At 70.5% G+C, this 13,925-nt stretch carries 15 protein-coding genes; 8 read left to right on the top strand and 7 right to left on the bottom strand.

Annotated elements, in window-relative coordinates:
- Window positions 1-216 precede the first annotated feature (216 nt).
- The 4 genes from F7R91_RS23940 to galK all read left to right on the top strand — a co-directional run bounded on the left by F7R91_RS23940 (window position 217) and on the right by galK (window position 4,383).
- Window positions 217-921, top strand: coding sequence for a helix-turn-helix transcriptional regulator (locus F7R91_RS23940; protein ID WP_150951162.1), 705 nt, complete (start codon window positions 217-219; stop codon window positions 919-921).
- Window positions 922-1,096: 175 nt separating this feature from the next.
- Complete coding sequence (gene galT, locus F7R91_RS23935) at window positions 1,097-2,158, top strand: galactose-1-phosphate uridylyltransferase (RefSeq protein ID WP_150951161.1); 1,062 nt, start codon at window positions 1,097-1,099, stop codon at window positions 2,156-2,158.
- Window positions 2,155-3,117 carry a UDP-glucose 4-epimerase GalE gene (gene galE, locus F7R91_RS23930; RefSeq protein WP_150951160.1) on the top strand — a complete coding sequence of 321 codons (963 nt, stop codon included), beginning with the start codon at window positions 2,155-2,157 and terminating at the stop codon, window positions 3,115-3,117. Before galT ends, galE begins: the two co-directional genes overlap by 4 nt.
- Before the next feature lie 87 nt (window positions 3,118-3,204).
- On the top strand, window positions 3,205-4,383 hold the full coding sequence (gene galK, locus F7R91_RS23925) for a galactokinase (protein WP_150951159.1): 1,179 nt from the start codon (window positions 3,205-3,207) through the stop codon (window positions 4,381-4,383).
- Here galK and F7R91_RS23920 read toward each other — a convergent pair.
- Window positions 4,361-4,831, bottom strand: coding sequence for a GNAT family N-acetyltransferase (locus tag F7R91_RS23920; protein ID WP_150951201.1), 471 nt, complete (start codon window positions 4,829-4,831; stop codon window positions 4,361-4,363). The genes galK and F7R91_RS23920 overlap by 23 nt on opposite strands.
- Before the next feature lie 261 nt (window positions 4,832-5,092).
- On the opposite strand from F7R91_RS23920, the gene F7R91_RS23915 reads away from it, so the two are divergent.
- Window positions 5,093-5,860 carry a LuxR C-terminal-related transcriptional regulator gene (locus F7R91_RS23915; protein WP_150951158.1) on the top strand — a complete coding sequence of 256 codons (768 nt, stop codon included), beginning with the start codon at window positions 5,093-5,095 and terminating at the stop codon, window positions 5,858-5,860.
- Here the strand turns inward: F7R91_RS23915 and F7R91_RS23910 are convergent.
- A complete protein-coding gene (locus F7R91_RS23910) occupies window positions 5,819-6,316 on the bottom strand; it encodes a MarR family winged helix-turn-helix transcriptional regulator (RefSeq protein ID WP_150951157.1) in 498 nt (165 codons plus the stop codon). The two genes, F7R91_RS23915 and F7R91_RS23910, sit on opposite strands and share 42 nt — an antisense overlap.
- 89 nt (window positions 6,317-6,405) lie before the next feature.
- Here F7R91_RS23910 and F7R91_RS23905 point away from each other — a divergent pair, with 89 nt between their 5' ends.
- Together F7R91_RS23905 and F7R91_RS23900 are read left to right on the top strand one after the other, a co-directional pair.
- Entirely contained in the window at window positions 6,406-7,218 is an 813-nt protein-coding gene (locus F7R91_RS23905; protein WP_150951156.1) for a trans-aconitate 2-methyltransferase, read from the top strand.
- A 2-nt stretch (window positions 7,219-7,220) separates the two neighbouring features.
- On the top strand, window positions 7,221-7,616 hold the full coding sequence (locus F7R91_RS23900; RefSeq protein ID WP_150951155.1) for a VOC family protein: 396 nt from the start codon (window positions 7,221-7,223) through the stop codon (window positions 7,614-7,616).
- Here F7R91_RS23900 and F7R91_RS23895 read toward each other — a convergent pair.
- From F7R91_RS23895 to F7R91_RS23885, 3 genes are read right to left on the bottom strand one after another with little or no spacing between them, the layout of a single operon-like run.
- Window positions 7,529-7,780, bottom strand: coding sequence for a type II toxin-antitoxin system Phd/YefM family antitoxin (locus F7R91_RS23895; protein WP_150951154.1), 252 nt, complete (start codon window positions 7,778-7,780; stop codon window positions 7,529-7,531). The genes F7R91_RS23900 and F7R91_RS23895 overlap by 88 nt on opposite strands.
- 52 nt (window positions 7,781-7,832) lie before the next feature.
- Complete coding sequence (locus F7R91_RS23890; RefSeq protein WP_150951153.1) at window positions 7,833-8,510, bottom strand: TetR/AcrR family transcriptional regulator; 678 nt, start codon at window positions 8,508-8,510, stop codon at window positions 7,833-7,835.
- Window positions 8,507-9,517: an acyl-CoA desaturase gene (locus F7R91_RS23885; RefSeq protein WP_150951152.1), complete on the bottom strand. Its 1,011-nt coding sequence runs from the start codon at window positions 9,515-9,517 to the stop codon at window positions 8,507-8,509. The genes F7R91_RS23890 and F7R91_RS23885 overlap by 4 nt, the downstream gene beginning before the upstream one ends.
- Window positions 9,518-9,806: 289 nt before the next feature.
- On the opposite strand from F7R91_RS23885, the gene ppc reads away from it, so the two are divergent.
- Window positions 9,807-12,539, top strand: a complete 2,733-nt coding sequence (ppc, locus tag F7R91_RS23880) for a phosphoenolpyruvate carboxylase (RefSeq protein ID WP_150951151.1) — start codon at window positions 9,807-9,809, stop codon at window positions 12,537-12,539.
- A gap of 77 nt (window positions 12,540-12,616) precedes the next feature.
- Here ppc and F7R91_RS23875 read toward each other — a convergent pair whose 3' ends face one another.
- Window positions 12,617-13,288 (bottom strand): LPXTG cell wall anchor domain-containing protein, encoded by a 672-nt coding sequence (locus F7R91_RS23875; RefSeq protein ID WP_150951150.1) that lies wholly within the window; start codon window positions 13,286-13,288, stop codon window positions 12,617-12,619.
- Window positions 13,289-13,425: 137 nt separating this feature from the next.
- On the bottom strand, window positions 13,426-13,914 hold the full coding sequence (locus F7R91_RS23870; RefSeq protein ID WP_150951149.1) for a hypothetical protein: 489 nt from the start codon (window positions 13,912-13,914) through the stop codon (window positions 13,426-13,428).
- Window positions 13,915-13,925: the final 11 nt, after the last annotated feature.

Genomic DNA, 13,925 nt, shown 5'->3' with positions numbered 1-13,925 from the left:
GGGCCGTGCGCGTACCGCTCATCACCCTCGTAATGAGGGGAAACCCAGAATTTCCGTCGATCCGGGGCACTTCTCACCGGTAGGGGGAGCGCAACGTCGAACAAGCGTGTAGCTTCCGGGGGCATGAAGGGCGGGGGAGCCGGGAGGGGGCTTCTGTCCGTGCGGACCAGTGGGCACCCAGAGGGGCATCCATTGGGGGGACTGGGGGGTTGCTCGATGGGAGTGCGGCTCATGGTGGTCGACGACCACCGACTGCTCGCCGAGGCGCTGGCCTCGGCGCTGAAGCTGCGGGGGCACCGGGTGCTCGCCGCGGCGGCGCCCGCCGCGGGCGCGGCGGAACTGGTGATCAGCAGGGCACCGGAGGTGTGTCTGCTGGGGACGGCGACACCGGCCGAGCCGGGCATGTTCGACCCGGTGGTGCGGATCAAACGGGAGCGGCCGCAGGTCGCGGTCCTGGTTCTCGGTCCCGTGCCGAGCCCCCGGGGCATAGCCGCGGCCTTCGCCGCGGGGGCCTCCGGCTATGTACGGCACGACGAGCGCATCGAGGGAGTCGAACGCGCGATCATGAAGGCGCGGGCGGGTGAGGCGGCAGTGGGCCCGCAGCTCCTCCAGGGCGCCTTCAGCGAGCTGCTCAACCCGGCGGCCCCACCGGACGACGAGGGCCAGCGCCTGCTCCAGATGCTCACCCCGAGGGAGGTCGAGGTCCTGGTCCGGGTCGCCGACGGCGAGGACACCAGACTGATCGCGGCCGGCATGAACATAGCCCCGTCCACCGCCCGCACCCACGTCCAACGGGTCCTGATGAAACTGGGCGTGGGCTCCCGCCTGGAAGCAGCGGCCCTGGCGGCCCGAACGGGCCTGCTGGACCGAGCGGGCCCGGTCCCCCGGTCACCCCGGCCGGAGGCCGGCCCGGAGTCGTAGCACGCCCCACCGCGGGCACCCCTTTTGCAGGTGTTTGAGTAGCCGGTCGTCGCCCTGTCCGACGGCCGGCCGGTGTGCTTTGTTGAATTGTGATGGTGACATCCGTTGGGGAATTGTGGTTCGATGTGTTCGGTTCTGTTTGAAGGCTTGTGTGGTGTACGGATGGAGCGTCGCGGTGAAGAAGACCTCGACCCGGCTGGCCGACGGTCGTGAGCTCATTTACTACGACCTGCGGGACGACGCGGTGCGCGAGGCCGTGGACCGGCGGCCGCTGGAGCGTACGGTCACCACGGCCCGGGTGCGCCGGGACGTGCTGCTCGGCGACTCGGTCGCCGTCGCCTCGCACCGTCAGGGCCGCACGTACCATCCCCCGGCCGACGAGTGCCCGCTGTGCCCGTCGCGGGGCGGCCGGCTGAGCGAGATCCCGGACTCGTCGTACGACGTGGTCGTCTTCGAGAATCGTTTCCCCTCGCTGGCCGGCGACTCGGGCCGCTGCGAGGTCGTCTGCTTCACCCCCGACCACGACGCGTCCTTCGCCGATCTGACCGAGGAGCAGGCACGCCTGGTCCTCGACGCGTGGACGGACCGTACCTCCGAGCTCTCGCACCTCCCCTCCGTGGAGCAGGTGTTCTGTTTCGAGAACCGGGGCGCCGAGATCGGTGTGACACTGGGCCACCCGCACGGCCAGATCTACGCCTACCCCTTCATCACCCCTCGCACCGCGCTGATGCTGCGGTCGCTCGCCGCCCACAAGGAGGCCACCGGCGGCGAGAACCTCTTCGACGCCGTCCTGGAGCGTGAACTCACCGAGGACCGGCTCGTCCTCGAAGGTGAGCACTGGGCCGCTTTCGTGCCGTACGCCGCGCACTGGCCGTACGAGGTGCACCTGTACCCGAAGCGCCGCGTGCCCGATCTGCTCGGCCTCGACGAGGCGGCACGCACAGAGTTTCCCAAGGTGTATCTGGAACTCTTGAGGCGCTTCGACCGGATCTTCGGCACGAGTGAACCGCCCACGCCCTACATCGCGGCCTGGCACCAGGCCCCGTTCGGTGCGCCGGCGGACTGCGAGGGTGCGAGCCGCGACGACTTCGCGCTCCACCTCGAGCTTTTCACCGTCCGCCGCACGTCCGGCAAGCTGAAGTTCCTCGCGGGTTCAGAGTCCGGCATGAGCGTGTTCATCAACGACGTGCCGCCGGAACGCGCGGCCGAGCGACTGCGAGAGGTAGCGAGTACATGAGCGGGAAGTATCTGGTCACAGGCGGCGCGGGGTACATCGGCAGCGTGGTGGCCCAGCATCTGCTGGAGGCCGGCCACGAGGTCACCGTCCTCGACAACCTCACGACCGGCTTCCGCGAGAGTGTGCCCGCCGGGGCCGTGTTCATCGAGGGCGACATCCGCGACGCCGCCAAATGGCTGGATTCCGCGTACGACGGCGTCCTCCACTTCGCCGCCTCCTCCCAGGTCGGCGAGTCGGTCGTGAAGCCCGAGAAGTACTGGGAGAACAACGTCGGCGGCACGACGGCGCTGCTCGGCGCCATGCGCGAGGCGCGCGTCCGCAAGCTGGTGTTCTCCTCCACGGCAGCCACCTACGGCGAGCCGAAGCAGGTCCCGATCGTCGAGTCCGCCGAGACCTCTCCCACCAACCCCTACGGCGCCTCCAAGCTCGCCGTCGACCACATGATCACGGGCGAGGCGGCCGCCCACGGCCTCGGCGCGGTCTCCCTGCGCTATTTCAACGTGGCCGGCGCGTACGGACCGTACGGCGAACGCCACGACCCCGAGTCGCATCTGATCCCGCTGGTGCTCCAGGTCGCACAGGGCAGGCGGGACGCGATCTCGGTCTACGGCGACGACTACCCGACGCCGGACGGCACCTGCGTCCGCGACTACATCCACGTCGCGGACCTCGCGGAGGCCCATCTGCTGGCCCTGCGGGCGGCCCGGCCGGGCGAGCACCTGATCTGCAACCTCGGCAACGGCAACGGCTTCTCCGTCCGCGAGGTCATCGAGACGGTCCGCCGGGTCACCGGCCACCCGGTCCCCGAGGTACTCGCCCCCCGCCGCGGCGGCGACCCGGCGACGCTCGTCGCGTCGGCCGCGACCGCCCGCGAGACGCTGGGCTGGACCCCGTCCCGCACGGACCTCGCCGCGATCGTCGCGGACGCGTGGGAATTCGCGCGGCAGCGCGGCAACTAGTGCGCCTGTTGGGGCACTAGAACCCGCAGCAGCGCGGCAACGGGAACCGGGGCAACCAAGAGCGCAGGGAAAGGTCGGGACCAGGGCATGAGCGAGGCTGTCGCGGGGGCTGTCGCCGAGCGGTTCAGGGAGCTGTACGGGGCCGGTCCGGACGGGGTGTGGGCGGCGCCCGGCCGGGTCAACCTGATCGGCGAGCACACCGACTACAACGACGGCTTCGTCATGCCGTTCGCCCTGCCGCACATCACCGTCGCCGCGGTCGCACGGCGCGAGGACGGCATCCTGCGGCTGCACTCGGCGGACATCGGGTCCGACGTCGTACAGCTGCGCCTCGACGACCTCGCGCCCGAGTCGGACCGGAGGTGGACGGCGTACCCGGCGGGTGTGGTGTGGGCGCTGCGCGAGGCCGGTCACCCGGTGACCGGCGCGGACATCCATGTGACGTCGACGCTCCCGGCGGGCGCGGGCCTTTCCTCGTCCGCGGCCCTGGAGGTCGTGGTCGCCCTGGCTCTGGGCGACCTGTTCGGCCTGGGCCTGAGGGGCTGGCAGCTGGCCCGGCTGTGCCAGCGCGCCGAGAACGTCTACGTCGGCGCCCCCACCGGGATCATGGACCAGACGGCCTCGGCCTGCTGCCAGGACGGCCACGCCCTGTTCCTCGACACCCGTGACCTGTCCCAGAAGCCGATCCCCTTCGACCTGGCGGCCGAGGGCATGCGTCTGCTGGTCGTCGACACCCAAGTCAAGCACGCCCACAGCGGAGGCGAGTACGGCAAGCGCCGCGCGGGCTGCGAGAAGGGCGCGGCCCTGCTGGGCGTTGACGCGCTGCGCGACATCCCCTACGCCGGCCTGGACGAGGCGCTCGGGCGCCTGGGCGACGACGAGGAGGTCCGCCGTCTGGTCCGCCACGTCGTCTCGGAGAACGAGCGGGTGGAGCGGGTGGTGGCCCTGCTGGAGGCGGGCCGGACCCGGGCGATCGGCCCGGTCCTGGTCGAGGGCCATGCCTCGCTGCGCGACGACTTCCGTGTCTCCTGCCCGGAGTTGGACCTCGTCGTCGACACGGCGCTCGCCGCCGGCGCCCTCGGTGCCCGGATGACGGGCGGCGGCTTCGGCGGCTCGGCGATCGTGCTCGCGGAGGCGGCCGACGCGGACGCGATCACCAAGGCGGTCGAAGAGGCCTTCGCCGCGGCCGGCTTCACCGCGCCCCGGGTGTTCGAGGCGGTGCCGTCGGCGGGGGCGCGCAGGCTCAGCCGAGGCTCGGTCGGCTGAGGCGCTTGGTCAGCGTGTACTCCGTGATCCCCGGCGGATAGTCGGGGATCACACACACCACCTCGTACCCCTGCTTCTCGTAGAACCTCGGCGCCTGGAAGTCCCAGGTCTCCAGGCGTACGGCGGCGCAGCCCCGTTGCGTGGACGCGATGCGTTCCGCCTCCGACAGGAGCCGGGAGCCGAGGCCCGAGCCCCGGTGGGGCTCGTCGACCCACAGATACGCCACATGCAGCCAGGTCGTCCAGGTGTGGCCGACGAGTCCGCCCGCGAGGGCGCCCGCCTCGTCCAGGGCCCAGATGTGGAGCGCGTCCTCGCGTTCGTGGGGGGTGCCGCGCAGGGCCCGCAGGACCGGGGAGGCCGCCGTGTTGGTGTCCCGCAGCCGCGTCCGGAGAAGATCGCGCCGTTCCCTGTCGACTTCTGTCTCGATACGAAACATGCGGCTCACCATAAACGTGCCGGACGGCCAGTTCTGCAAATGTCCTTCCGCTCCTGCCACCCGGCCTTACTCTGATGAACAGCACCGGTGGGGGCCGGTGCTGATCAGGGGGCGAGACAGTCGGGTACGGCGCCCGCGGTGGGGGTAGCAGTCTCTGCACGGCGGCGGCCGTGCGGTGGTGCGAGCCTCCGGGCGCCGTGCCCGCACCGACATCATCGTTCTCCGAACCTTGGGGTATCCCCTGCTCTTCAGGAGCCTGGGGAAGGGGGTTTCGTGGTTCGCATCCGAGTCCTGGTCGTCGACGACCATCGCATCTTCGCCGAGTCGCTTGCCGCGGCGCTGGCGGCCGAGCCCGACGTGGACGTCTCCGCGGCCGGCAGCGGCTCCGCCGCGCTGCGCAGTCTGGAACGGGCGGCCGCCGAGGGGCGCCGGTACGACGTGCTGCTCGTCGACGCCGATCTGGGCGGCAACCTGCCCGGTGTCCGGCCCGCCGTGCCGGTCCAGGAGGGCAACGAGGACGGACTCGTCGACGGGATATCCCTCGTCGCCGGCGTCCGCACCGCACAGCCGGGGGTACGGATCGTCGTGCTCGCCGAGAAGGACGATCCGCGGCGGGCCGCGCTCGCCCTGCAGGCAGGGGCCTCCGGCTGGGTGGCCAAGGACTGCTCGCTGTCCCGGCTGCTCACCGTCATCCGAGGGGTGCTGCGCGAGGAGACCCATCTGCCGCCCGCCCTGCTCACGGGCGTCCTGCGCGAGCTGACGGCCGCCCGCAAGCACCGCACCGAGAGCGAACGGCTGGTGGAGTCGCTCACCCCGCGGGAGCGGGAGGTGCTGCGCTGCATGGTCGCCGGCCTGGGCAGAAAGGCCGTCGCGGAACGCCTCTTCCTCTCCCCGCACACCGTCCGCACCCATATGCAGAACGTCCTCGGCAAACTGGGCGTCCACTCCACCCTCGCGGCGGTGGCGCTGGCGCGCCGGGCCGGGGTGGGGCCGGTCGATCTAGCCCGGGATGTTGTCGAACGGGGCGGTCAGCTGGCGTAGGAGGCCTGCCAGTTCGCCGCGCTGGGCGCGGGTGAGTTCCGCGAGGATCGCCCGCTCCTGGTCGAGGAGGCCTGCCAGGGCCTGGTCCGCGCGGTCCTGGCCCTCCGCCGTGAGGCGGACCAGCACACCGCGCCGGTCGCTGGGGTCGGGCAGCCGCTCCACCAGGCCCTTCTTCGTCAGGCGGTCGATGCGGTTCGTCATCGTGCCCGAGGTGACCAGGGTCTGCGTCAGCAGCTGTCCCGGCGAGAGCTGATACGGGGTGCCCGCACGCCGGAGCGCGGTCAGGACGTCGAACTCCCAGGGTTCCAGCCCGTGCTCGGCGAAGGCCAGCCGACGGGCGCGGTCCAGGTGCCGGGCCAGTCTGCTGACCCGGCTGAGCACCTCGAGCGGTTCCACGTCGAGGTCAGGGCGCTCCCGGCGCCACGCAGAGACCAGCCGATCGACCTCGTCCTCCATGGCGATCAGTGTAGTGGTTGTGTCGATGTGAAGTCTCTTGATGTGAAGTCTCTTGATGTCGAGATTGATGGAGAGGGAAGGTGGAAGGCATGACGACTCCGACCTGGGACCCCGCCCAATACCTCCGTCACGCCGGCCACCGCGCCCGCCCCTTCGCCGACCTCCTGGCCCGCGTCCCGGACCTGCCCGGCGACCCGCCCCGCATCGCCGACCTCGGCTGCGGCCCCGGCAACGTCACCGCCGTCCTCGCCGACCGCTGGCCCACCGCGTACATCACCGGGTACGACAACTCGCGCGCGATGCTCGACAAGGCGCACGCGGAACACGAGGGCGCCACCCCGGGCGGCGGCCGCCTGGACTTCTCCCGCGCCGACCTGCGCGACTGGGCGCCCACCGGGACGTACGACCTGATCGTCTCCAACGCGGCGCTCCACTGGGTCGACGGCCACCTCGACGCCTTCGCCGGGTGGCTCGACGCCCTCGCGCCCGGCGGCACCTTCGCCTTCCAGGTTCCGGACAACATCGACGCGCCCCTGCACACCCTCATGCGCGAACTCGTCGCCACGCCCCGCTGGAAGGCGCGGCTCGGCGACGTACTGCGCCACGAGGACTCCGTGCACGCACCTGCCGTCTACCTCGACCGGCTCGCCCGCCTCGGCTGCGCCGCCGACGTGTGGCAGACGACGTATTTCCACATCCTCCAGGGCGAGGACCCCGTCCTCGACTGGGTCAAGGGCACGGGACTGCGGCCGGTCCTCACGGTCCTCGCCGACGACCCCGAGGCCCGCGACGCCTTCGTCACCGAGTACCGGGACCGGCTCCGTGCGGCCTACCCGAGCGCGGAGTACGGCACCGTCCTGCCCTTCCGCCGCCTGTTCGCCGTGGCGAGGAAGGGAGGCTGAGCATGCTCTCCGCCATCGACCACGTCCAACTGGCCGCCCCACCCGGCTCCGAGGACCGGCTGCGGGCGTACTACGCCGATGTTCTCGGCATGACCGAGACACCGAAGCCTCCGGTCCTCGCCGCCCGCGGGGGCTGCTGGTTTCGCGCGGGCGCGGTACAGCTGCACCTGGGAATCGAGCAGGACTTCCGCCCCGCGAAGAAGGCCCACCCCGGGCTCCGGGTCACGGACATCGAGGCGTACGCCGCCCGCCTCGAAGCGCACGGAGCACCGGTGACCTGGGACGACAACCTGCCGGGGCACCTGCGCTTCTACTCCGAGGACCCGGTCGGCAACCGACTGGAGTTCCTGGAGCCGTGGTCACAGGGCTCACGTGTTCCCTCTGCCTTGCGCCGCTGATAGTCGGCTACGGCGTCTTCGAGATCCTCAATCACCTGGGGAGAGACCAGGAGTGCGGCCACGTGGCCGTGATCGGTGAGGGCGATGGTCTCACGCCCGTGGGCCGCGCGGCGGACCAATGCGCCGAGCTGGGAACGTGCCGCGCTGATCGGGATCCTGGTCATGGCCGACACGGTTCCACGAGACCCTCCGCGTGGCCTCTTCGTTCCGGCTGATTCACGCTTTCCGGTGCCCGATCAACCGCGGCTTCGGCTCCAGACCGTCCAGTCCGTGCCAGGCCAGGTTGACCAGGTGTGCCGCCACCTCCGACTTCTTCGGGCGGCGTACGTCCAGCCACCACTGGCCGGTCAGGGCGACCATGCCGACCAGGGCCTGGGCGTACAGCGGGGCCAGTTTCGGGTCGAAGCCGCGGTTCTTGAACTCGCGGCCCAGGATGTCCTCCACCTGCGTCGCGATGTCCGAGATCAGCGACGCGAAGGAACCCGTCGACTGCGGGATGGGGGAGTCACGGACCAGGATGCGGAAACCGTCCGTGTATTCCTCGATGTAGTCGAGCAGCGCGAACGCCGCCTGTTCGCACAGTTCCCGGGGATGGCCGGCCGTCAGGGAGCTGGTCACCATGTCCAGCAGACGGCGCATCTCACGGTCCACGACGACCGCGTACAGCCCCTCCTTGCCGCCGAAGTGCTCGTACACCACCGGCTTGGACACCCCGGCCTTCGCCGCGATCTCCTCCACCGACGTGCCCTCGAACCCCTTGGCGGCGAAGAGGGTGCGACCGATCTCCAGCAGCTGCTGGCGGCGCTCGGCACCGGTCATTCGGGTGCGACGCGCTCGCCGCTGTTTCTCATTGCTCGGAGTGCTGCTGGAGTCGGTCGCCACGGCGTCCATCATGCCGCCTCGGCGGTCTCCCTCTTGCGCCGGGAGCCGTCCCCGCCCGTGTTCCGGCGGGAATCGATACGCGAGCGTGACGGCCAGCGCACGTCGTACGCCCAGCCGAGCAGCTCACACCACCGGATGATGCGGGCGGAGGAGTCCACCTGGCCCCGCTCCACACCGTGCCGCGCCGAGGTCGGGTCGGCGTGGTGCAGGTTGTGCCAGGACTCACCGCAGGACAGGACCGCCAGCCACCAGACGTTGCCCGAGCGGTCCCGGGACTTGAACGGCCGCTTGCCGACCGCGTGGCAGATCGAGTTGATCGACCAGGTGACGTGGTGCAGCAGCGCCACCCGTACCAGCGAGCCCCAGAAGAAGCCGGTGAACGCGCCCCACCAGGACATCGTGACCAGGCCGCCGATCAGCGGGGGCAGGGCCAGGGAGAGCATCGTCCAGTAGATGAACTGGCGGGAGATCGTCCGGATCGCCGGGTCCTTGATCAGATCCGGCGCGTACTTGTCCTGCGGCGTCTGCTCCTCGTCGAACATCCAGCCGATATGAGCCCACCACAGGCCCTTCATCAGCGCCGGGACGGTCTCGCCGTAACGCCACGGAGAGTGCGGGTCACCCTCCGCGTCCGAGAACTTGTGATGCTTGCGATGGTCCGCGACCCAGCGGACCAGGGGGCCCTCGACCGCCATCGACCCCATGATCGCGAGCGCGATCCGCAGGGGCCGCTTGGCTTTGAAGGAACCGTGGGTGAAATAGCGGTGGAAGCCGATCGTGATGCCGTGGCAGCCCAAGTAGTAGAAGAAGACCAGCAGGCCGAGATCCAGCCAGCTCACCCCCCATCCCCACGCCAGCGGCACCGCCGCGATCAGCGCGAGGAACGGGACGGTGATGAAGAGGAGAAGCGTGATCTGTTCGAGAGAGCGCTTCTGCTCCCCGCCGAGCGTCGCGGAGGGCAGCGCGGTGCCGTCGGTCGCCTTCGGGGCGTCGTCGATCACATCGGAGCTCGTGGTCATGGGCGTCCCCTGTGGGGTCGAGGGTCGGGAGGGGTGCCGGGCAGCGGAAACCGTGCCCAGCTTCCTACGGTTCCGTAACCTACGGCGTCGTAAGTATGGCAGTGCCTCGCCCGGCGGCAAGAGCCCGTGAGTCTGCGCGTCCGCATGGACACCTATCCTTGGAGTCGGTCGGACAGCGCGGTCCGCTCTGATTTCTTCCCGGATGTCCGTCCCCTATGCGGCACCCGCCGCCACCGGGGCCGTCCGGGTTCCCTCCAGACGAGCTTCAACACTGCAAGGAGCCGCACCTGTGAGCAGTGCCGACGACCAGACCACGACGACCAGCAGTGAGCTGCGCGCCGACATCCGTCGGCTGGGTGACCTCCTCGGCGAGACCCTCGTCCGCCAAGAAGGCCCCGAGCTGCTCGAACTTGTCGAGAAGGTCCGCCGCCTGACCCGCGAGGACGGTGAAGCCGCCGCCGAGCTGCTGCGCGGCACCGAACTGGAGACCGCGGCCAAGCTGGTCCGCGCCTTCTCCACCTACTTCCACCTCGCCAACGTGACCGAACAGGTCCACCGCGGCCGCGAACTGCGCGCCCGGCGTGCCGCCGAGGGCGGCCTCCTCGCCCGCACCGCCGACCGGCTCAAGGACGCCGACCCCGAGCATCTGCGCGAGACGGTCCGCCACCTCAACGTTCGCCCAGTGTTCACGGCGCACCCCACCGAGGCCGCGCGCCGGTCCGTCCTCAACAAGCTCCGGCGCATCGCCGCGCTTCTGGAGACCCCGGTCATCGAGTCCGACCGCCGCCGGCACGACACCCGTCTGGCGGAGAACATCGACCTCGTATGGCAGACGGACGAGCTGCGCGTCGTACGCCCGGAACCGGCCGACGAGGCCCGCAACGCGATCTACTACCTCGACGAACTGCACGCCGGCGCCGTCGGCGACGTCCTGGAGGACCTGACCGCGGAACTCGAGCGCGTCGGCGTCCGGCTGCCCGACCACACCCGCCCGCTCACCTTCGGCACCTGGATCGGCGGTGACCGCGACGGCAACCCCAACGTCACCCCCCAGGTCACCTGGGACGTCCTCATCCTCCAGCACGAGCACGGCATCAACGACGCCCTGGAGATGGTCGACGAACTGCGCGGCTTCCTGTCGAACTCGATCAGATACACGGGCGCCACCGAAGAACTCCTCGACTCCCTGCGCACCGACCTGGAACGCCTGCCGGAGATCAGCCCCCGCTACAAGCGGCTGAACGCCGAGGAGCCCTACCGCCTCAAGGCCACCTGCATCCGGCAGAAGCTGGAGAACACCAAGCAGCGCCTCGCCAAGGGCATCCCCCACGCGCCGGGCCGCGACTACCTCGGCACCTCCGAGCTCCTCCAGGACCTGACCCTCATCCAGAGCTCCCTCAGGGAGCACCGGGGCGGGCTGTTCGCGGACGGCCGCATGGACCGCACCATCCGCACCCTGGCCGCCTTCGGCCTCCAGCTCGCCACCATGGACGTCCGCGAACACGCCGACGCCCACCACCACGCCCTCGGCCAGCTCTTCGACCGGCTCGGCGAGGAGTCCTGGCGCTACGCCGACATGCCCCGCGAGTACCGCGGCAAGCTCCTCGCCAAGGAACTGCGCTCCCGCCGTCCCCTCGCGCCGACCCCCGCTCCCGTGGACGCGGCCGGCGAGAAGACCCTCGGCGTCTTCCAGACCGTCAAGCGGGCCCTGGCGGTCTTCGGCCCCGAGGTCATCGAGTCGTACATCATCTCGATGTGCCAGGGCGCGGACGACGTGTTCGCCGCCGCCGTCCTCGCCCGCGAGGCCGGACTGATCGACCTGCACGCCGGCTGGGCGAAGATCGGCATCGTGCCGCTGCTGGAGACCACCGACGAGCTCAAGGCCGCCGACACCATCCTGGAGGACATGCTCGCCGACCCCTCCTACCGGCGGCTCGTCGCCCTGCGCGGAGACGTCCAGGAGGTCATGCTCGGCTACTCCGACTCCTCCAAGTTCGGCGGCATCACCACCTCGCAGTGGGAGATCCACCGCGCCCAGCGGCGCCTGCGCGACGTCGCCCACCGTTACGGCGTACGGCTGCGGCTCTTCCACGGCCGCGGCGGGACCGTCGGCCGCGGCGGCGGCCCCTCCCACGACGCGATCCTCTCCCAGCCCTGGGGCACCCTCGAAGGCGAGATCAAGGTCACCGAGCAGGGCGAGGTCATCTCCGACAAGTACCTCGTGCCCTCGCTGGCCCGGGAGAACCTCGAACTCACCGTCGCCGCCACCCTCCAGGCCTCCGCCCTGCACACCTCCCCCCGCCAGTCCGTGGAGGCCCTGGCCCGCTGGGACGCCGCGATGGACGTCGTCTCCGACGCCGCCCACGACGCCTACCGCAGGCTCGTCGAGGACCCCGACCTCCCCGCGTACTTCTTCGCCGCCACCCCCGTCGACCAGCTCGCCGACCTCCACCTCGGCTCCCGGCCCTCCCGCCGGCCCGACTCCGGAGCCGGCCTCGACGGACTGCGTGCCATCCCCTGGGTGTTCGGCTGGACCCAGTCCCGGCAGATCGTCCCCGGCTGGTTCGGCGTCGGCTCCGGACTCAAGGCACTGCGCGAGGCGGGCCTGGACACCGTCCTCGACGAGATGAACGAACAGTGGCACTTCTTCCGCAACTTCGTCTCCAACGTCGAGATGACCCTCGCCAAGACGGACCTGCGGATCGCCGCCCACTACGTCGACACCCTCGTCCCCGACGAGCTCAAGCACGTCTTCGACACCATCCGCGCCGAACACGAACTCACCGTCCGCGAAGTGCTGAAGGTGACCGGGGAGAAGGAACTCCTCGACGCCACCCCGGTGCTGAAGCAGACCTTCGCCATCCGCGACGCCTATCTGGACCCCATCTCCTACCTCCAGGTCACGCTGCTCAAGCGCCAGCGCGACGCGGCCGCCGCGGGCGCCGAACCCGACCCGCTGCTCTCCCGCGCCCTGCTGCTGACGGTCAACGGCGTGGCGGCGGGCCTGCGCAACACGGGCTGACGGCGCCCGCACACACGACGGTGCCCCCGAGCTTCGTACGAGCTCGGGGGCACCGCTGTCACTGAGGTCTGCGTATGTCAGGCCCGGCGCCGCCGGACCACCAGGTAGCCGCCCGCGGCCACCAGCGCGGCCGCCAGGCCCGAAAGCAGCCCGACCGGGGCGCCGTTGCCGGTCTCGGCGAGACCGCCGCCCGGAGCCGACGGAGACGACGACGCGGAGGACGACGGAGTGGAGGACCCCGACGGCCCGGAGCCCGGCGACGGGGACGTGGAGGGCGAGGCGGAGGTGCTCGGCGAGGCCGAGGAACTCGGCGTGGAACCGGGGCCGGGACCCTCGTCGTCGTCCTCGCAGTCCGTCCAGAACACCTTGTGCTTCGCGGACCCCTTCTCGCCCTCGAAGTTCCAGAAGAGCTTGTAGTGCCCGTCGGGCAGCGACATGTCCTCCGTACGGCCGTGACCTTCGTCGTCCAGCGTGATCTCGCCGGACTTCACGGTCTCGCCCTTCTCGTCGGCCGTCGGAGCCCAGGCCTCGATATGCCAGTCGACTTCCTGGACGCCGTCGAAGCCGAACGCATCGAGGTAGAACGTGCACACGTGCGGCTCGTTGCGCCGCAGTTCCTCGCCGGTCTCGGCGTCATGGATCTTGACGGTGCCGTTGTCCCCGGAAGGGGTGGCGTGTGCGGAGGGAACGGCGAGCAGAGTCGCCGCGGCGACGGCGGTCAGCACGCCGGCCCGATTGAGGGTACGCATGGGGCAGTCCATCTTCGAGATGCGAAAAGGGAAGCTGTGGAGGGTGAGGCACAGCCTCCAGCCCTGGTTGGCCCCCCGTCAATCACGAACAGGGAACAAACAGACTCCGCAGAGCCGGGGAATCCGGCCAACCAGGGTCACAGCACCGCAAAAGCAGTCGTGAGCAACAGGGCCCCGGACCCCGCCATCACCCACGCGACCCGCGTCCGCCGCAACCCGCCCGCGACGACCACCGAAGCCAGCAACAGGGCACCGCCCATCGGCACCCACGCATACAGCACCCCGGCCGGACCCGAGCGGACCACATCGTCGCTGCCCGGCTTCACCACGACCGTGTACGTCTGCCCCTTCTTCACCGCGACCGTCTTCTCGATCACGACCCGATCCCGGGGCTGAGCACCCGAGGACACCGGAGTGAACGGACCGGAACACGTGTCCTCGCCGCACCGCGTCACCGCGATCGTCCCGCTCTCCCGGCCCTTGGTCAGCATCACGTGCTGCGCCGTCCCCCAGGACCCCCACACCCCCGCGATCAGGATCAGCACGGCGACCGTACCCATCGCCGCCACCCGCCCGAACCGCAGCACGGCGTGCGCGCCCTGACTGGAAGACACCGCAGTAGGCATGGCGGCGATCC

It is taken from the genome of Streptomyces luteolifulvus (assembly GCF_008806595.1).
Taxonomy (GTDB): Bacteria; Actinomycetota; Actinomycetes; order Streptomycetales; family Streptomycetaceae; genus Streptomyces; species Streptomyces luteolifulvus.
This window is presented reverse-complemented; position numbering and strand designations above follow the sequence as displayed.